The sequence below is a fragment of the Paenibacillus sp. J22FR21 genome (assembly GCF_056269135.1).
Map to the genome: position 1 here is coordinate 204760 of NZ_JBWDNJ010000007.1, position 18997 is coordinate 223756.

Below are 18997 nucleotides of genomic sequence, written 5' to 3' on the forward strand. Positions count from 1 at the left end.
CTATCCCTCTCTTTTACCGTGATTTTCGAATAGATATAAGCCGTCCTTGCCCGGAGCGACGATGTCGGGATACCCGTTGCCGGTCAGATCCTGCACCCAGAAGTAGATGCCGGCGCCCGATGCCTCGCCTGCAGGGCCAAAGTCGATGACATGCTTCTTAAACTTTCCGCCTGTCAGCTTGTAATAGTAGATGCCGATCGGGTCATGCGCCCCCGGATCGCCGTCATTATGAGCACGATACCGCTTGCCCGAGATGAGTTCCAGCTCGCCGTCGAGGTCCAGATCAACGAGCCACAGGTCATGGAACTGGGAGCCCGACATATCGATTTCATGCTTCGTCCATGTTCGTGAACCATCCGCAGCCCGGCCTTGCTCATACCAATGCAACCCGTAATCGTGCGCTTGGCCGACGATCAGATCGATTAGTCCGTCGCCATTTACATCATGGCCGAGAACCGGCACGCTTGCGCTGCCGAGCGAGAACTCAGGATGGAAAGTCCATAGTCCGGCAAAAGGATCCTCCGGCTGCTCCAGCCAGCCGCCGGACAGCACAATATCCATGCGTCCGTCACCGTTAATATCGACAAATCCCATTCCATGGCCGCTTGCGCCTTCACTGATAACAACCTTCAGAAACTGTCCGGTTCCATGGCCTTCTGCATCGCGAACCAACTTGTAGAACGCCTGCGGCATCCCCGGCGTATTCGGGAAGATCTCCGGCACTCCGCAGCCGTCAATATCGTAATAACGAATCGTCTCAATGCTGCCGCATTTGTCGATATCGAATGTTTCCCAGTCTGTGCCGGTTTCGCCCGGATTGCGGCGCCAGCGAAGCGTCTCGCCCCACCATGCGCCGGTTATGATATCAAGACGCCCGTCGCCGTCGACATCCATCGGATAATCGGAGAAATCATCGTGATACTCCGAAATTTCCAGCACATCGCAAATAAAATGCTTCTTCTCATAGTCCGGTCCCTCGTACCAATAGGCACCGCTGACGATATCGGGAATGCCATCTCCGTTCACGTCAAACACAGCGCAAGCCTCGTATTTCTCTTCGGACAGCTGTCTCTTCTTGAATTGAAGCAAAGCACGCACGCTCCTTAGCAAACTATTTAATGTTGTACGACATCGGCTTTCTGGATTATGCTGAAAATAAATATGCAAACGCTATCTATATTAAGGTTATGTCATTCGGGCCAGAGAGACAATAAGTGAACTTGGGCGAAAAGATATTCATTCTTGCGTGAAGAAAGGAGGCAGCCGCAATGGGGGATTCGACAATATTTCGTAGACCGCCGTTGTTCCTGGCAGGCGGCTCATTTGACTTAAGCGGCGATCCGGATCGATTCCTGCTGGAGCTGCACAAGCATGATGCCAACAGCGAAATCTTGCTGATCGAAGAAGGCGAAGGGGAGTTTGAGATTGACGGAAAGAGCTACACAGCCGGCGCGGGAACGATGCTAGTCTACCATCGGGGCGTGTGGCATAAGGAGCAGTCGACGAAGCATCCTTTTCGCGCTATCTATATTGGGTTTAGAGAGCTGCAGGTGGAGGAGCTTCCTGCTGATTTCTTCCTCTCGCCTGCCGCGGCACCTATCATACATCTGCAAGATCAACTGCCGGCCATCCGCAATTTGATGCGCGATTGTATCTTAGAGTTTCGCAAGGGAGAGCCGGAATCGCAGACGATTGCGAATCATTATCTGGGTATTCTTTTCGCTAAATTAGCAAGGATCGCTCATTATAGCGATGCGGCAGACCGGGCACGGGTGCCCTCGAAGGAAGCGGTTTGGAAAGCGAAGCGGATCATGGAGGAAAACTACAGCGCCCCGGTCACGCTGGAATCACTTGCCGAGGAAACCTATATGAACAAATACCATCTGGCGCACCTATTCAAAAACGAGATGGGCGTAAGTCCGATCCAGTTTCTGATCTATTGCCGGATGGAGGCAGCGAAGCGGTATTTGCGCACGACAAACTTACAGGTCAAAGAAATTGCCGAGATCGTAGGCTATCAGAGCGAGCCGTCCTTCTATAATGTGTTTATGAAAGTGAACGGCGTCACGCCGCGGAAGTATCGGGATGGCGGATAGGGTATTGTATTCCTTGCTTTTTTATTGAAATAATGGAGATAGCAGTTTATCCGGGGCTAAGGACGTGAATGCGATGTTCAGATTATTCATCGTGGATGACAACAAATACGAACGGAACACCATCAAAGAATTGATCGATTGGACGTCGCTTGGCATAGAAGTAGTAGGACTTTTCGCGAACGGATTGGAAGCGCTTTCCCGTATGGATGACCTCAGACCTCATATCGTGATCACAGATATCGCAATGCCTCTAATGAACGGAATAGAACTGTCCGTCCGAATCAGGCAATCGCATCCGAACGTCAAAATCATCTTCGTCAGCTCCCACACCGATTTCGAATTTGCCAAATCCGCCGTCGAGCTTGGGATTTACGGTTATGTGCTTAAGCCGATCATGCCTGATGAATTGGAGCTGGCGATTCATAAGCTTCTTGCTGAATTTACGCAGCAGCATCGCGAGCAAATCGAGAAAGAGCGAATGCTGAAACAGCTGGAAGGGATGCTTCCGCTTGTGCAGGAACAATTTCTGAAGGAAGTGCTTCTGGGTAACTTCCGCAATAAAGAAGAAATCCTGGACAAGATTGAATTCCTCGCGCTCCCGATCGTCGATCATGCGAATATGAGCGTCATCTCCATGAATTTCCTACCCTCAGATAGTAAGCGGGAACACCGAAGCGCCAGAGATGCCTACTTTCTCTCCTACTCCATGAAGAACCTAATCTCCAAAGCCGGCAACGCCTCCAGATCGATGTATCCGGTCCAAATTTCGGCGGACGAGTATGCCGTTATTGTTTTCGATCTTGAAACCGACAGGCGAGACGTCATAGACGCGGCCGTTCAGATTCATACAGCGATCAACGGAGAGCTGGGCATCAATACGACAATGGGCATCAGCAGCAGCTCCCGTGAGCTGACCGAGCTTGAGCTCTTGTATCAGCAATCGCAGCAAGCGGTCAATACGCGGTTTTACAGTGGCAGCAATCCGATCATTCGTTTCGAGGAAATCGACGATCGTTCGGACATTCCTATGGAGGACATGCCGAGCTTGGTGGAAGTCTACCAGGATATGAAAGCACTCATGACGTTCGGAAACAGCCAAGACGTCGAGGAATTTATCGATAAGTACTTGAACGCCGCGAACGTGAGGCAAGGCGAGAATTACGTGAAAGGCTTCGCGCTGCTCTGTTCCCATCTGTCCGGTATCCTGTTCATGGAAGCGAACCAATCGATGAAGGATATTTTCGGCGACAACATGGCAGTGTGGGATAAATTGAACCGGATGAGCACCAAAGAAGAGGTCGTGCAGTGGATCAGACAATCATTCGAGGTCATTAAGGAGCGGGTAACCGATCGGAACAGCTCCAAGAATGTGAAGATCATCGCCGCCATCAAACAGATGATCCATGATCATTACCGCGAGCAAATCTCCATCGAGGAAATATCGAAATCCGTCTATTTGAGCGGGCGTCACGCCAATGGATTGTTCAAGAAGGAAACCGGACAGACCATCTTCGATTATCTGGTTCAATTCCGAACGGATAAGGCGAAGCAGCTGCTTAAGGAAGAGGGCAGCAAAGTGGCCGCAGTAGCGGAAGCTGTCGGTTATGTGAGTACATCCTACTTCATTCTGGCGTTTAAGAAAAACGTAGGCATGACACCGGCTGAATTCAAAAGCAAAGCCGCGCTTTAATGCTCATGTCCGTGAGATCGGGGGCGAAACCATGTTCAAACTGAATCGGTTGAGGTACCGGCACAAAGTCGCGGCGATTATATTCGTCTTTGCACTGCTACCGATGCTCGTGCTGGGTTCTTTCCTGACGAGCCGCATCTACAGCAGCAAGGTAAAGGATATTTTGGCCGAGAAAAGCTCCCAGCTTGAAAGCAGCGTTAACAGTGTGAATGCACTGCTGGACTCCAACATCAATAAAGTCGAATTTATCAACAGCAACTACTTCATCGTCAATTATTTAGAGACGAATATTGATCATAACCTTGTTCGCATCATGGATTTTAGCGAGTATCTGCAGAGTGTGATGAAGGCGGCCAAAACGGAGAATATCCAGTCGGAGCTGGTTATTTATGCGCTGAAAGACACGAATTACGACGGGGAATACATGCGGAGCATCGTGAATTTGGAGAATGAACAAGTCAATGCCACAACAACGCTCAAGGACAAAATCTTAAACGCTAACGATGGCGATCTCGTGTGGGAGATTAAAAAAGCGAAGCTAAACGTCCACTCTACCATTGAAGCCGATTACATCTATGCCTATAAGAAATTGATTTCACTCAACAAGCCGCTCGCCATTATTGAAATGCGCATCCAGCTGAATCAGCTTATCGGATTCTTCTCCTATGACATCCCGAAAGGGAGTTATATTAATTTCGAAGGGACCGGGTCGTATGGCGATTATCGGCTGAAGGCTGATGCCGGCATCAATCCGGGGTCCTCATTCTATGTGCTAAGCCTGCCATTACACACGCCGGTTGGCCATATTTCCTGGTATATTCCGAAGAGCCTCGTTTTCCAAGAGTTGAAGTGGTACTGGGTCTCCGTCGGCGTCATATTTCTCATCATCATCGCGATTCTCATCTTTACAGTCGAGGTCGTCTCTCATTACTTGACTAAGAGGCTCGAAACGCTGCTTCGCAAAATGAACAAAAACGTGGAAAGCCTCATAAGCGACGACGATACGGTACTGACCTATACCACCAACGATGAGTTTGAGCGAATGGGCAATTCTTACTTTGAACTGATCCAGAGAGTCAAAGAATATTATAAACGCATCACGGATTACGAGCTTGAGCGGAAGATGCTGGAGACGCAGCTGCTCCAGGAGCGTTTTAATCCTCATTTCCTCTACAACACGCTATCCACGATTCGGTCGATTAGCGGGGACAAGCAGGTGAAGGACGTCATCAACTCGATGGTCAAATATTACCGGATCGCCTTGAATAAAGGCAGCAGTATCGTGACGATTGTGCAGGAGCTGGAGATGATTGAACAGTATCTGCGGCTTCAGAAGTTCGCATTCGGTACTGAATTCCACTATGACATCGAATATGATGAGGGAATTGGTTACCGTCCTGTTCTCAAGCATCTGCTGCAGCCCGTCGTGGAGAATGCCGTACTTCATGGGTTAATTGGACGGGAGACGGGCGGCATCATTCGAATATTGGCTAAGCAAGAGGGCGACACTGTCGTATTCGCCATATCTGATAACGGAGCAGGTATGGAGCCTGCCCAGATCGAGCAGCTGCTCGAAGGCGAAGCTAACGAGTTGTACGGAGGTTATGGCATGAAGAACGTGAGGAAGCGGCTGGAGATTTTCTATCCGAAGCAGCACAAGCTGCAAATCCGCAGCGAGCCGGGCAATGGAACAACTGTAATCATTCAAATTCCTGTTCCTGTCGGCATCGACGAGGAAGTCCCGCTAGACATTGCCCGTTAAACCTGTGCGTCATGCGCAGGTTTTTTTTTCATCACATTCTCCTGATTCTTATATCACATCTCCATATATTAGCTTTAATTAAGCGCTTTCAATCGGTATGCTAAATCCAAGTCAACCAATCGCATGTAGGAGGGTGAGTTCAAGTGAAGGCGGTTACAACCAGGGAAGGAAACATCGCTGCACCACCTGTTATGACGTCTAAGAAACCAAACTGGAAGCGAAAAATGAAGAAGAGCTATTTTGCTTACTTATTAATGCTTCCTTCCGTTGTTCTGACATTCATCTTCAGTTACCTGCCAATGCCCGGTATCCTGGTTGCTTTTCAGGATCACAATATTTTCGCCGGATTGTGGAATAGTCCTTGGGTCGGATTGAAGCACATTAAAGAGGTGTTTCACGTCCCGATGCTAAGGCAGGCGATACTCAACACGTTAATCCTCAGCCTGCTCACGATTCTCGTCAGTTTCCCGGCTCCGATCATTCTCGCGCTCCTGATGAACGAGCTGCGCAACGGGCTCTTCAAACGAACGGTGCAAACGCTGAGTTACCTGCCGCACTTTCTGTCTTGGATCGCGGTCGTCGGCTTGACGTATTCGCTTCTTGATATCGATGGACCGATTAACGATTTGAAAATGATGCTCATCGGCGACGGTGGTGAGCGATCAATGTTCTTGTCTCATCAGGTGTTATTCGTTCCGATGCTGCTTCTGCTCAGCGTGTGGAAAGAAGTTGGCTGGGGGACGATCGTTTTTCTGGCCGCCATTACCTCCATCGATCCGAGCTTGTACGAGGCAGCCAAGATCGACGGAGCCAACCGGTTTCAACAGCATCGTTACATTACGTTACCGGGCCTCAAAACGACGGCGATCATCATGCTGATTTTCACGCTGGGATCGTTGTTCGGAAGCAACTTCGAGCTTGTGTACGGGATGCAGAATGCCTTCATTGACTTCCCCGTCATCTCTACAGTCGTCTATTCATCGGGGATCCAGCAAGGCAACTATTCGACGGCCGCTGCGGTTGGCTTTATTGAAGGCGTAGTTGCATTCTCCCTTATTATCGCCACCAACAAGATCGCCAAGAAGGTGTCCCAGATCTCGATTTTCTAAAGGAGCAGGCTCTTATGAATCATGAAACCACGTCATACAAAATATTCAAGGTCGCGAATATCGTTTTTCTATCGGTTCTCGTATTCGCGATGGTGTTCCCCTACTTGAACGTCCTGGCATTGGCATTCAATGATCCCATGGATTCTCAATTCGGCGGTATTACGATATTCCCGCGCGTGTTCACGTTAGATAACTTCAAGCTCCTGTTCGAGAATGACGAGGTTATCCATGCGCTTGGGGTTTCACTTGCGAGGGTAGCGGCGGGCACGGCAATCGCGGTTATCGTTCAATACGCCTGTGCTTACGCTTTTACGTTAAAAGATGTCTTCGGCAGAGGTGTCCTTCTCGTCTTCTTGATTATTCCAATGTACTTCAACGGCGGCTTGATTCCGACTTACCTGATCTACTCGGAGCTTCACGTGTCCAATACATTCTGGGTGTATATCCTTCCGGTAGGCTTCAGCCTATACAACATGGTCATCATCCGATCTTATCTGTACACCATTCCCGACAGCTTAGGAGAGTCAGCCCGGATCGACGGAGCGAACGATTGGACGATTATGACACGCGTCTATATGCCGCTGTCGATGCCGATCATTGCCGTCATGACGCTGTGGACAGCGGTCTACCACTGGAATGACTGGACTACGACACTCTATTACGTCACCGATCGCAAGCTGTTCACGATGCAATATATCCTCATGCAAATCTTGAAAGAAGGAGAACGTGTGGCCAAGCTGCTGGAAGAAGCCATCATCAAGGGGATCAACATCAATTCTACCGGTCAAGCACATACGACGCCGCAAGCGATAAGGGCGGCCAATATTATTATCACCACGATTCCGATCGTCATCATATATCCGTTTCTTCAGCGGTTTTTCGTAAAAGGAGTCACGCTCGGGGCCGTTAAAGAGTAGAACGAACCTTACTAACTTCCGGAGGTGGGGCAGGAACGTCAAGGACGTTGGCGACAGGAAATCCGATTCTAGTTAAGGGGTACAGCGAAGGAAAGGAGGATCTCAGAAAACGCTTTGTAGGCGAGTTGCGGGCTGATTCTCAACTTTCATGCAGGATGCCAAACCGATACCGATAAAATCAGGAGGCTAAACGATGAAGAATAGAACGAGAAAAACGCTTTCCGTGCTTCTCTCGGTGATCATGGTCGTCACCATAATCGCAGGATGCTCCAATAATGGCAATAACAATAATACGAACACCAAAAATGAACCGGCTGCCGCGAATACCAGCACCGATACAAACACGAGTACGGAGACATCGACTGAAACCGACACGACGAACACACCTGCAGAGCCAGCCGCATACTACGATATGCTCGACACTGTATCTGACAGCTCTGAGCTGCCGGACTGGACGGGCAAACAATTGAATTTGAAAGTTTGGTATACGCATGGTCCCGGTGACGCCAAACGTCCGGTCGCAGACAAAGACGTCGTTTCTCCGGAAATCAAACGTGTAACCGGCGTTTCCTTCGATAAAGACGGCTCGTTCGATAACGGCGGCCAAGATGCGAAAGTCAAAATGGGCTTGCTTAACGCTTCCAATGACTGGCCGGATATTGCCTTTGTCGACGGCGACATGGCGACTTTCCAAGACTTGATCAAAGCGGGTAAAGTGTATGATTTGACCGACGCGATCGCTAAGTACGCGCCGCACGTAGCGAAGCGGATGCCGTTTGATACCTTCCCTCTGATTGAAGAACAAATTACGAGCAAACATTTGGATGGCAATAAAATCTGGGGATTCCCGACGATGGTGGGTAATCCGGACGGGTCCATTAAGCAGCTCAATGCCGACTTTGTTCCTCCGAGTCCGCTAAACGGAGCGGGAGGCAACAGCTTTGTCTGGGTGCGTGATGACCTTCTGAAGATGCTTTATCCAAATGCCAAAACGCAGGATGAATTAGACGCGCTGTACCTCAAAAACGGCAAGTTCAGTCATGACGATATTTTCGATGTGCCAATTAAGTCGACCGATGATTTGGTCAAATTTATGTACGATATGCAGAAGCTGATCAAAGACAAGAACATCAAGGAAAACGGCAAAACGGTTCAAGTCAGTTACGCCTTCGGCGGCGGAGACAACTGGGCTTTGATGACTCAATTCTTCAGTTACCTATACCGCATGCCTGCAGGCAATACCTACTTTACTTACTACGACAAAGCAACGAATAGCATTCAGTACGAATTCCAACAAGACTGGTTCAAAGCCGGTATTGCGCAATTCAACAAACTTGTCCGTGACAAAGTCATGGATCCGAACTCGCTCCTCGAGAATAACGCTACCCATCTAGAGAAGCTGAACAATGGGCAATATGCAATGCCGTATCCGTACGAATCGCCGGATGCTGCTGTATTGAAGGCTGCGGGCAAACCGTACCGTTACAGAAAATTGTGGATTGATCAACCCATTGACCTCTCCAAAACGTTCATTCCGAGCGGGCAAAACGGTATCAACTTCTCGATCATGATCTTCAAAGACAAAGTGTCCGAAGAGGATTTGCCGCAAGTCATTCGTTTCTTGGACTACATGATTTCCGAAACGGGCGAGAAAATGTACGAGTGGGGTCCTAAGAGCGCAGGCTTGTTCGAAGAGAAGGACGGCAAACGCGTCTTCACGAACAAAGATTTAGAGAACGCCATGGTGTACACCGATCAAACGAGCGGCGCTCAGATGTCCTATAATTTATTTAATACGCGCATTGCCTCGACGGATGGCTACGGTTTCGCATGGCCATATTATCCTAGCTACATGTGGGGAGCGGGTCCTTTGGCTCCGTACAACAGCTATGACAGAGTTCCAAACGCCGGTGACGCGCTCGGTTTCTTCGACCCGGGTAATCTTGAAGGGCAAGCACAATCGAATTTTGAGACGAAGATCAACAAAGACTATGAAATTTGGAGCTTCTTCGGCAGCGTTCCTGAAGCGGATGCCTTCTGGAAAAACCGCGACGCCTTCGAGAAAGCATTGACGAAGACGATGGCGGCCAAGGACGACGCGCAATTCGAGTCGATGTGGAAGGATTTCCAAGCGCTTGCCGTTCAACAAGGCGCGGATCAGAAATCACTGGATGCCATGACCAAATACTTCAACGAGCAGAACAAAGATCTCTTGGATACGATTAAGTAATAGGTTGGCGTAGAAGGTGGGAGACCGGCGGGAGAGCGCCGGTCTTTTGCTTTTTATGGGAGGAGAAGGAACCTTTGACCGGCGTTACTCGTCTGGTGGTTAAGAAGACGGACCCGTAGGAGGACGTTATATGAAAGCGATGATCGTGATCATGCTAATGTTTGTGTTTACAGCTTGCGGAAGCTCTGGGGGTAAGAAAGCCGAGAAAGCTGCCATCGACCCCGCTCTACAGAAGAAGATGTCCGCACCGCGTCTGCAGTATAAGGACGATCAGTTTGAAATGAAGCTGAATATTGCCAAAACAACTTTCGCCAAAGATGAGCCGATCGTTTATTCAGCCAGTTTGACCTATATCGGTGAAGGTGATTCCATCACCATTTGGGGCGGCCATACCTATATTGGATTTACGATTACGGATGGGAAGAAGTTCAACATGGAAGGCGCCAACACGAGTGAATTAGTAGGAACTAAGCTTGCGAAAGGCAAGACGACCGATTATCCATTCTTCAAAAGCGGCGGTTATAGTGCGGATGATCCCGATGCCGACTACTGGCACACGTTCTATGCGGAGAAGGAGCTGCGGCTTCCGCCCGGCACTTACTATATCTCGGCGGTATGTGTTTTCTCGCTTACCGAGGAAGTCGTGGACAGCCATTACAATGGCGAGGTTTATACGACGATAACAGTGGAGTAGATTGAAGATTTAGTGGAAGTTATGACAAAATCGCGGAAAGGAAAATAAATACATCTGCAGGCTGCAATGATACATTTAACATGTAAGCACTACAGGTTACGGGGGTATCGGAATGGCCATTCATCGTGCAACACGCGGAAGTTTATCCAACTTGCAGCTGGAGCAGTACAATCGGGACGGTTATCTAATTTTGGAGGATCTACTCAGCGATGAGGATATGGCAGCGCCACGGCAGGCTATGTCTGATAAGGTATCCATTATTGCCGATGATTTGGTTGCGAATGGGCTGATCACGGACAAATTGGAGGACGAACCGTTTCAATATCGGCTCGCGAAGCTATTTGCCGGACTAACGGATAAGGACTTTCTCAAATTCGGACGCGGGTGGAGAGATCGGCTTGAGGGATACTACCATCTCTTGAGCAATCCCAAGATCATCGATGCCGTAGAGTCGCTGATCGGCGATGAAATCTTCGCAAGCCCAGTCTATAATGTGCGACCTAAAGTGCCACGCGTGGCGGCCGGTGCGGTGCCTTGGCATCAAGATAAATCCTACTGGCCGGATTCCAATGCGAATCCCGTCATCACCGTATGGATTTCATTCGTAGATGCCACGCTCGAGAACGGTTGTCTCCATATTAAGCCGCGCACCCAGAACGCGAAGCTGCTGGAATGGCACTCGGAAACGTACAGCGGCACAGGCTATACCGCGCTGCACGAGAACCAGCTTGGTTCTCGCAAAACGATCTCGCTGCCGGTTAAGGCTGGCACCGCCATTTTGTTCAACGATCGGCTGCTCCATATGTCGACGCCGAACAATTCCGATCATGTCCGCTGGAGCGTGGACCTGCGCTATCAGCCGACGGATCAAGACCCGATGCCGCAGCACGGCGCAGGGTTCCTGGCCAGAAGCAGCAAGTTCCCGGAGCGCGTTGCGACACTGGAAGACTGGATGGCCGAGCGGCCGGAGCATGAAGGCTAGACTAGACTCGAAATTCGCTTAAATACTTGAAAGGCAAGCCAGATGTGGCTTGTCTTTTTTTGGTTGAGTTACGGGGTTTAGTAGAAAGGTGGTGGAAGAGAAGTACTGGTTAGTTTTGAATACAAAAAAGGAAAATGCTGCCGGTTTGCGAAATAGGTAACAAGTAGAAAGCAGGTGTAACATGAACCGTTTTGCTGAGGCTAGGGAACAGGAAACGAAGTATCATGAAGAATTCTATAAGGAAACGGAGCTGTTTGCGCCCGGAACCTGGCTCGCGAAGCCGGTCCAAACCGTCATGAATTTGCTGCAGGAGCTCAGTCTAGCCGGTCCGAGAGCACTCCATGTTCTTGATCTGGGCTGCGGAGTTGGGCGAAACAGTATCCCGATTGCTCAGGCCGTCCAACCGACGGGCGGATCGGTCGATTGCGTCGATTTGCTCCCCATAGCAATTGAGAAACTAGAGGAATATGCGGCTCAATATGAGGTATATGATCATGCTATTCGAACAGTGGTAGCGGATGTGGAGCACTATGAGATTGCACAGCATGCTTACGACTATATCGTCGCTTGCTCTTGCCTGGAGCATGTTTCGAATCTCGACGCCTTTCAAACTGTCGTGCAGCGGATGATCCGTGGAACGAGAGATCAGGGGTTCAACTGTATCCTCATTAACACGGAAGTAGTGGAACACGATATCGAGCTAGGCGTGCAGCACCCCGGAGTAATAGAGCTGCCGATGAAGACGGAAGAAACGATCCATCTCTTGAAAGAGCTCTACCGGGATTGGGATATACGCATCGTGAGCGTTATCCCCCAGAACATCGCCGAGAGAAAGAATGGACGCGAAATCGAGTTTAGAAGTAATTGGCTGACTTTTGCCGCGCAGCAGCTTAAGCCCCGACAACATCCGGAGGAAGATTCCCGATGAACATAAGAGGTATCATTCTAGAAGGGTACTCCAATGCTGGCAAAACCTCACTGCTGCAGGCGATCAAGAAACTTCAGGCGCAGGATGAATCGGCTGAGAATAGTGTCATTGTCCTCGGCGAGCATTATTCGCAGGTGCTGAATTACGTCCAAGGATCTTACGAGAGTCTGTCGCAAGAGGCACATCTTCAGCTATTACGTAGCAGAGTCGACATGTTAAAGCAGTTAAATGATTGGGCGGTCTACCTGGGGCCGCATGCTCGGAAGTCGAGAGGGCTATTTTATGTGCTGGAGCGGTTTCACTTGAATCATCGGGTTGCATTTGCAGAGGAAGAGTGCACCGAGATTAATAGACTTGAAGAGGATTTGGCGGCGCTCGGCGCGAAGTGCGTGTTGCTCACGATTTCTCCGGAGGTGACGGAAGAACGGATCAAGAGCCGAGTTCCTTCACAATGGGTCGATAAGTCCGAGGCTGAAGTCAGACAAGCTTGCCAAGAGCTGCTGGAAACGCAGGAACAGTGCCGCATCCATGCGCAGCGCTCCAAAGTGCCTACAATGGAATTGAACACGGATAAGAAGAATTGGGATGAGCTTGCTAGACTCATTGTGGGTCAAATCTAATACGAAGACTTTCAACCCTGTTTAAGGAAGGTGCATAATGGAAAATAAAACCTACATGAAACTCGGCGCGATCTTTATGATCACAGGTGCCGCTATCTATACCCTTGAACGCTGCGTGAAGATGATTGCGTACGCAGTGGCGACCTCTAACAGCGCAAATATGGATTTGTATGCGAATCATCTCGGGGGCTTCGCTATGTTTTTCGGCAATTTCTTCGTTTGGTTCTTCTTGTTTATCGGGTTTGTGCTGCTGGCGTTCGGATTTCCTTCAAGAAAATAAGAGGAGGTGTTTGTACGTCATGAGCAGACCTCAATTGGTGCTGGACGTTGGAGGCGTATTGCTTACGAATTTCACGCCGGAATTCTGGGAAGAGGTGGCGGATCGTGCAACTGTCTCCTTCGACACACTGCGAACCGCATTCAAACGAGACATTCGTGAAGACTTATGGACAGGGCGGGTCGATGAGAATGCCTTCTGGCAGTGGCTGTATCAGCAAGATGCGGGGCTCGATGTGGAGCTTGCACGAGCAGGAATGGCCAACCATCTGAAGCAGCTTCCTGCCTTCCATCGCATTCCGGCGTGGAGTGAATACGCAGATATTCATCTACTGAGTAACCATCGTCATGAGTGGATTACCCCGTTGCTTGAGCCCATTCACAGCCATATAGCGAGTGTGACCATATCGAGTGAGGCCGGATGCTGCAAGCCGGATCTCTCTATTTATCGGATGGTGAGCTCTCGCATACAGCAAGCGGCGACCAATATCTTGTTCGTTGACGATGCGGAGCGAAACTTAAAGGCTGCAAGGGAGCTGGAGTGGGAGACACTATTGGCGGATCGAGATGGCATTTGGGTGGAGCAGGTTGAAGCGAGATTGCGAGCTGTCGTTTAATAGGTTCAGTATGAAGCTGAGAGACGAATTTCGTGCTCTCGGCTTTTTTATTGGCAGCTTTTCCTAATAGATTCTCCCAGATTATCCAGAGATGCTGCCTGTAAAGCAACATTCTATAGGGGACAGACACCTTACCTCTTGAATATCCTATCGTTTATAGCATAATAGAGGCAAACCCCACTAGCAGCTTACTAACCGAATAGGAGACTCCTCTATGAAATGGCTGACCTCGCATCTGCTAGATCCCATTCGCTCCAGGTTGTTTTACAAGATGCTCATCATCTATTCGCTGCTCACCTTAATTCCGTTAATTATTGTCAGCTCCACCTTCTACATTCGCTCCAGTCATCTCATCGAGAAGAAAGCTACCGAAGAAGCGCAGCAAGGACTGTCCGGCTCCGCCGAGAAGTTTGACGAAGTGCTTTATGCCGTTAAGAGCCAAATGCTGCCCATCAGCGAAAATGTACTCCTCCAAGCCATGTTCCGTAACGTCAAGAAAGGCCAAGTCAACGCGAGTTTAAACGCATCCGTCTCGGAGCTGCTGCAATCCGAGCTGGCTACAGCGAAGCTTAAGATCGGCGATTTTGTCGGCGACTTGTATGTGCTTGGCATCAACAATAAGGTGCTGTACAGCACCGATGCGAAGAAGCGGCTGCTCTACGCGGAAGCGTTCTGGGAAATGCCGTTCGAATTTGACCGAATGCCGGAATGGGCATTCTTTAATGACGATAAACGCATGGCCTGCGTGGTCAAAATCTTCGATGAAGGCCAGCGCCCCTCAGCCGATTCCGAGATCGGCCGTCTGATCATTACGCTCGATGCCGCCAAGGTGCGTTCGCTGTTCGTGGATTACGCCCCCGGAACCTTTTATATTACGAATGCAGATAATCAGATCATGACCGCCTCCCTGCAAAATCAAATCGGACATTTGCTCGACAGCCGCAAGCTGCAGAGCGAGCTGGTTATTCAGCAGAAGTCGCGTTACTCCGAATTTCAATATGTCCTGCTTGCGAACCCCGGAACCGGCGGGCTTGTGCAGAAGCAGGCTCTGTTCTCCATTGGCGTAACAGTTGCGGCATGGCTCGCGATTACGATTGTGACCTATGTCATCCTGCGTAGAATTACAATCCCCATCCAGCGTTTAACGCGGTTAATGCGCGCGGCGGAGCGGGAGGAATATCAGCTCATCAGCGGCATCACCACGACGGACGAAATCGCGATGCTCTGTAATGGCTTTAACAGCTTGGTGCAGCGGACAAGCCATCTGATTGAGACCAACTATAAGAATGAGCTACTGGTTCGCGAAGCTGAACTGAAGGCCATTCGCATGTACATTAATCCTCATTTCCTCTACAACACGATGGAATACATCAGCATCATGTCCCACTCACAGGAGAAAGCCAAGCATATCCCGCAGATGGTACAGCATTTATCCGGTATTTTCCGATTCTCGATTACGCCCGGCAATCAGTTTGTCGAGCTGGGTACCGAGATGGAGTTTGTGCGCAAATATCTCGAAATCCACCGTTACCGCTATGGAGAACGCCTGTCTTACACGATCGACCTGCCTGATATGTATCGCAAAATCGCCGTCCCTAAGCTTCTTCTCCAGCCACTGGTAGAGAATGCCGTCGTTCACGGTATCGACCGGCTGCCCGAAGGAGGCTCGATTTCCATTACCGTGAAGGAAGAGCAATATGAGCTGGTCATCGAGATTGAGAACAGCTCGCTTGGTAGCGTAGTACTGCTGGAGACCGCCGCCGGCAGCAGTGATTCCTTGCTGAAACATCCGAAGGGGCTTGGGACCGGCCTGGATAATGTGAATGCCAGGCTGCGGCTTCATTACGGGAACACCTACGGAATCACCTTGCTCCACCTTGAAGGAACAACAATGGCGAGGGTGCTAATGCCCATACAGATTTTGCAGGATAACGAGGAGGGCTGAGCACATGCGGATTATGATCGTGGATGATGAACGCGAGATTCGCGAATTTCTGGCGGGGATGGAAGGCTGGTCCTCGATTGGCTGCGAAGTGGCTTGGACGGCGGCTAATGGGGAAGAAGCGCTTGGCATGCTGAGCGCGTGCACGACGCTTCCGGATGTCATTATTACGGATATTCGGATGCCTGTTATGGACGGCATTACGTTTGCGGAGCATGTGCGCAGGAGGTATGCCGACATGCCGATTATTTTTCTCACAGCCTATCATGAGTTCGACTATGCGAGGCAAGCGGTAAAGCTGGGCGTATCGGATTTCATGACGAAACCCTTCCTGCCGGAGGAACTGATCCGCACGGTCGGATCGCTGCGTGAGCATGAGCCGATGCTGGCCGGCTGGCGTGAGCATGATCAGTTCTTTGAGCTGCTGGCAGACGAGCAGCAATCAGAGGCATATAAGCAGCAGTGGCTGCAACTAAGCGGTCTGCAGGATGGCGAGTTCATTCTGCTGTATGCCGAGCTTGATGCGCCGCGCGACTCGGATAACGAGCATTTCCCGTTTGCGGCGGCACATCTGCGCGGGCAAATCGAGACAGCCGCCGGGGGCATCGGCCTGCAGGGCTGGACTGCTTCATCCGCGAGCGGGATTTACCTGTTCGTGCCGCTAAGGCAGCAATCCGGCTTGAGCGCCGGCCGCGAGCCGTTAATGGCCTTCGCCAAGGAGATCACATCGATAAGCGGATCTCGCGCGATGTCATTGTCGGTTGGCATCAGCCAGACCTTCGTCACCTTCTGCCGGCTCCCGGAGGCGCTGCGCCAAGTGAAGAAATGCATGGAATACCGCATGCTGCTCGGCAAAAACTCCGTCATTGCTTACGATGCGATGGAGTCATTCCTGACGGAGAAAGAGAAGGAAACCGACGCATCGCTCAGTCGGATTGCGGATGCACTGCGCAGCAACGATCCCGAGGGAATCCGTGCACTCTTGAAGGACTCTTACCGCAGCATGCTCTCTGTCGGCGCAAGCAAGAAGGACATGCAGCATTATGCGCTTCATCTGATAGAGAAAGCAGAAGCGGCGCTGGCGGATCTCGGCATTCGTCCTTCCCACGGCATGTCTGTCGACATCCGCGAGAAGCTGATTAAAGCCGTGCTGCTGACTGACATTATGAAGGAGCTGGAGCGTCAGCTCATTGCCTATCAAGTCTTCATGCAGCAGGAGCTGCAGGATTCCCCGCTGAAGGTGATCTCGGATGTGAAGCAAATTATTCGTGAACGGTTCGCGGAGGAGCTGACGCTGCAGGCAGTGGCCAATAAGCTGAATGTCAATTATTCTTACCTGAGCCGGCTGATCAAGAAGGAGACCGGACACAATTTTACCGATATGCTGTGGGATTACCGGATCGAGGCGGCCAAGACGAAGCTGCTGCGCGAGGATCTCAAAACCTATGAGGTTGCCTATGCGGTAGGTTTTAAGGATACGGCCCATTTTAGCTTCATGTTCAAGAAGAAAGTCGGTCTCTCTCCGAGTGCCTATCGCGCGCATGTTAGGGGCGGACAAGGTCTCGTGGAGGAATAAGAAAGCAAATCCAGCATAGAAACGGTAAAATGCAGCTATCCTCTGGGCATCATGTAAGCGCTACACTTAACTTGTGAGATCACAGTAGACGAAAAGAGGGTGTTGGTGCAATGAAGCTCAAAGGACTATCAGCGCTGGCGGGTGTACTGCTTCTGACAACGGTCATGTCAGCTTGCGGAAATTCAAACAACAACGAAGGTAATACAGCGAAGAACAACAGCAGCACAACGACGGATACGAGCACAAATACAGCAGCCACCAATGATACCAGCACGAACGAAGCGGCTGCCGACGATGCAGCTGCACCGGCTGCCAATGACAAGGAGTTCACGATCCGCGTTGGCGCCTGGTTCCTCGATGATCGCCCGCATATGGTGGCTTTTAAGCAAGCTGTTGAAGAGGGCTACGCGAAGCTGTATCCGAAAGCGAAGATTCAATGGGATGTCGTGCTCGGCGCTACTTACTTCGACAAGCTGAAAGCACAATTCGCATCGGGCTCCGCACCGGATGTCGTGTTCTACCAAGGGGTAGATTTTGCAAAATCCGGCAACCTGCTTGACCTCTCCGCAGAGCCATGGGTTCCGCGTCTGAACGACGGCGGTCAGAAGGATTTCCAAACCCACGCAGACGGCAAAACATTCGGCGTACCAATGGGTCTATCCATCGGCGGCGGCGTTTGGTATAACAAGAAGATTTTCTCCGACCTTAGCATCAATCCTCCAAAATCAACGCAAGAGCTGTTCGACGCAGCCGAGAAAATCAAAGGCGCCGGCAAAACGCCGATCACGCTCGGCTTCAAGGATCAATGGACGGCACAGCTCTTCTTCACGAACTGGATGAGCTCTTACCAGCTGGCCGATCCTACGCTTGGCAAGAAAATTTACGACGGCGAAGTGAAGCTCAACGAAGATCCGCTCATTCAGAAGGTCTACACCAACTTTGAAACGATGAAATCCAAAGGCTACTTCAACAAAAACGCGATTAGCATCGACTGGCCGCAATCTGGGCAAATGTTCGCTTCAGGCGAAGCGGCCATGATCGTTCAAGGTCCGTGGATGCCTGGCGCCAATGCGGATAACATCTCCAAAGGCGGCTTCGAACCGTTCGATATCGGCTATTTCCCGCTTGCTAACGATGAAGGTAAAGTGGCAATGGGCCTCGGCAGCAACGAAGCGCTCGGTATTAATGCGAAGACCGAGCTGATGCAGGAATCCAAAGACTTGATCAACCTCATGACGACGCAAGACATTATCAGCCCGTTCATGAAAGGTGACGGCGCACTGACTTCCTTCACTGATGTAACGGTGAAATACGATGACCCGGCTATGGATGCCGTTCAAGAAGCGGTTGCCAACAGCACGGTTGTGACATCCAACATTACTAGCTACATTCCGGCAAGCGCGACAACAAACATGCTTGATTTGCTCACGAAGGTCGTATCCGGTATCAAATTCAACCCGGATGATCTGAAAGCCGCGCAAAGCAGCTTCGAGAAAGACAAAGCGACGGTATCACCGCCGGCAGAATAAGCAGTAAGTACTCCTAAGTAGGCATTAGC

The 18997-nt window shown here is 50.4% G+C and carries 16 protein-coding genes; 15 read left to right on the plus strand and 1 reads right to left on the minus strand.

Going from position 1 to position 18997, the window contains the following annotated elements; genetic code table 11:
* Positions 1-1089 carry an FG-GAP repeat domain-containing protein gene (locus AC0YNS_RS24090; RefSeq protein ID WP_475783483.1) on the minus strand — a complete coding sequence of 363 codons (1089 nt, stop codon included), beginning with the start codon at positions 1087-1089 and terminating at the stop codon, positions 1-3.
* A gap of 179 nt (positions 1090-1268) precedes the next feature.
* Between AC0YNS_RS24090 and AC0YNS_RS24095 the strand changes: the two genes are divergently transcribed.
* From AC0YNS_RS24095 to AC0YNS_RS24165, 15 genes are all read left to right on the plus strand, one after another.
* A complete protein-coding gene (locus tag AC0YNS_RS24095; RefSeq protein ID WP_475783484.1) occupies positions 1269-2096 on the plus strand; it encodes a helix-turn-helix transcriptional regulator in 828 nt (275 codons plus the stop codon).
* Positions 2097-2169: 73 nt separating this feature from the next.
* The gene (locus AC0YNS_RS24100) at positions 2170-3786 is read left to right on the plus strand and encodes a response regulator transcription factor (RefSeq protein ID WP_475783485.1); all 1617 of its coding nucleotides are present in this window, start codon (positions 2170-2172) and stop codon (positions 3784-3786) included.
* Between the two features lie 31 nt (positions 3787-3817).
* Positions 3818-5548, plus strand: a complete 1731-nt coding sequence (locus AC0YNS_RS24105) for a sensor histidine kinase (protein WP_475783486.1) — start codon at positions 3818-3820, stop codon at positions 5546-5548.
* Between the two features lie 143 nt (positions 5549-5691).
* The gene (locus tag AC0YNS_RS24110) at positions 5692-6657 is read left to right on the plus strand and encodes an ABC transporter permease (protein ID WP_475783487.1); all 966 of its coding nucleotides are present in this window, start codon (positions 5692-5694) and stop codon (positions 6655-6657) included.
* A gap of 14 nt (positions 6658-6671) precedes the next feature.
* Entirely contained in the window at positions 6672-7574 is a 903-nt protein-coding gene (locus AC0YNS_RS24115; protein ID WP_475783488.1) for a carbohydrate ABC transporter permease, read from the plus strand.
* Between the two features lie 193 nt (positions 7575-7767).
* On the plus strand, positions 7768-9804 hold the full coding sequence (locus AC0YNS_RS24120; protein WP_475783489.1) for a type 2 periplasmic-binding domain-containing protein: 2037 nt from the start codon (positions 7768-7770) through the stop codon (positions 9802-9804).
* Positions 9805-9934: 130 nt separating this feature from the next.
* A complete protein-coding gene (locus AC0YNS_RS24125; protein ID WP_475783490.1) occupies positions 9935-10498 on the plus strand; it encodes a hypothetical protein in 564 nt (187 codons plus the stop codon).
* 112 nt (positions 10499-10610) lie between these two features.
* Positions 10611-11480 carry a phytanoyl-CoA dioxygenase family protein gene (locus tag AC0YNS_RS24130; protein WP_475783491.1) on the plus strand — a complete coding sequence of 290 codons (870 nt, stop codon included), beginning with the start codon at positions 10611-10613 and terminating at the stop codon, positions 11478-11480.
* Between the two features lie 181 nt (positions 11481-11661).
* Complete coding sequence (locus tag AC0YNS_RS24135; protein ID WP_475783492.1) at positions 11662-12408, plus strand: class I SAM-dependent methyltransferase; 747 nt, start codon at positions 11662-11664, stop codon at positions 12406-12408.
* Entirely contained in the window at positions 12405-13028 is a 624-nt protein-coding gene (locus AC0YNS_RS24140; protein WP_475783493.1) for a hypothetical protein, read from the plus strand. Before AC0YNS_RS24135 ends, AC0YNS_RS24140 begins: the two co-directional genes overlap by 4 nt.
* Positions 13029-13065: 37 nt before the next feature.
* Positions 13066-13308 (plus strand): hypothetical protein, encoded by a 243-nt coding sequence (locus tag AC0YNS_RS24145; protein ID WP_475783494.1) that lies wholly within the window; start codon positions 13066-13068, stop codon positions 13306-13308.
* A gap of 19 nt (positions 13309-13327) precedes the next feature.
* Positions 13328-13921, plus strand: a complete 594-nt coding sequence (locus tag AC0YNS_RS24150) for an HAD-IA family hydrolase (RefSeq protein WP_475783495.1) — start codon at positions 13328-13330, stop codon at positions 13919-13921.
* Between the two features lie 214 nt (positions 13922-14135).
* Positions 14136-15866: a sensor histidine kinase gene (locus AC0YNS_RS24155; protein ID WP_475783496.1), complete on the plus strand. Its 1731-nt coding sequence runs from the start codon at positions 14136-14138 to the stop codon at positions 15864-15866.
* A gap of 4 nt (positions 15867-15870) precedes the next feature.
* Positions 15871-17439: a response regulator transcription factor gene (locus AC0YNS_RS24160; RefSeq protein WP_475783497.1), complete on the plus strand. Its 1569-nt coding sequence runs from the start codon at positions 15871-15873 to the stop codon at positions 17437-17439.
* 110 nt (positions 17440-17549) lie between these two features.
* The gene (locus AC0YNS_RS24165) at positions 17550-18968 is read left to right on the plus strand and encodes an ABC transporter substrate-binding protein (protein WP_475783498.1); all 1419 of its coding nucleotides are present in this window, start codon (positions 17550-17552) and stop codon (positions 18966-18968) included.
* The last annotated feature ends 29 nt before the right edge of the window (positions 18969-18997 follow it).

Excerpts from the sequence above, each read along its gene's own strand:
- AC0YNS_RS24165 (WP_475783498.1), top strand. The coding sequence starts at position 17,550 with ATGAAGCTCAAAGGACTATCAGCGCTGGCGGGTGTACTGCTTCTGACA.
- AC0YNS_RS24100 (WP_475783485.1), top strand. The coding sequence starts at position 2,170 with ATGTTCAGATTATTCATCGTGGATGACAACAAATACGAACGGAACACC.
- AC0YNS_RS24130 (WP_475783491.1), top strand. The coding sequence starts at position 10,611 with ATGGCCATTCATCGTGCAACACGCGGAAGTTTATCCAACTTGCAGCTG.
- AC0YNS_RS24135 (WP_475783492.1), top strand. The coding sequence starts at position 11,662 with ATGAACCGTTTTGCTGAGGCTAGGGAACAGGAAACGAAGTATCATGAA.
- AC0YNS_RS24155 (WP_475783496.1), top strand. The coding sequence starts at position 14,136 with ATGAAATGGCTGACCTCGCATCTGCTAGATCCCATTCGCTCCAGGTTG.
- AC0YNS_RS24125 (WP_475783490.1), top strand. The coding sequence starts at position 9,935 with ATGAAAGCGATGATCGTGATCATGCTAATGTTTGTGTTTACAGCTTGC.
- AC0YNS_RS24160 (WP_475783497.1), top strand. The coding sequence starts at position 15,871 with ATGCGGATTATGATCGTGGATGATGAACGCGAGATTCGCGAATTTCTG.
- AC0YNS_RS24105 (WP_475783486.1), top strand. The coding sequence starts at position 3,818 with ATGTTCAAACTGAATCGGTTGAGGTACCGGCACAAAGTCGCGGCGATT.
- AC0YNS_RS24120 (WP_475783489.1), top strand. The coding sequence starts at position 7,768 with ATGAAGAATAGAACGAGAAAAACGCTTTCCGTGCTTCTCTCGGTGATC.
- AC0YNS_RS24140 (WP_475783493.1), top strand. The coding sequence starts at position 12,405 with ATGAACATAAGAGGTATCATTCTAGAAGGGTACTCCAATGCTGGCAAA.
- AC0YNS_RS24145 (WP_475783494.1), top strand. The coding sequence starts at position 13,066 with ATGGAAAATAAAACCTACATGAAACTCGGCGCGATCTTTATGATCACA.
- AC0YNS_RS24115 (WP_475783488.1), top strand. The coding sequence starts at position 6,672 with ATGAATCATGAAACCACGTCATACAAAATATTCAAGGTCGCGAATATC.
- AC0YNS_RS24095 (WP_475783484.1), top strand. The coding sequence starts at position 1,269 with ATGGGGGATTCGACAATATTTCGTAGACCGCCGTTGTTCCTGGCAGGC.
- AC0YNS_RS24150 (WP_475783495.1), top strand. The coding sequence starts at position 13,328 with ATGAGCAGACCTCAATTGGTGCTGGACGTTGGAGGCGTATTGCTTACG.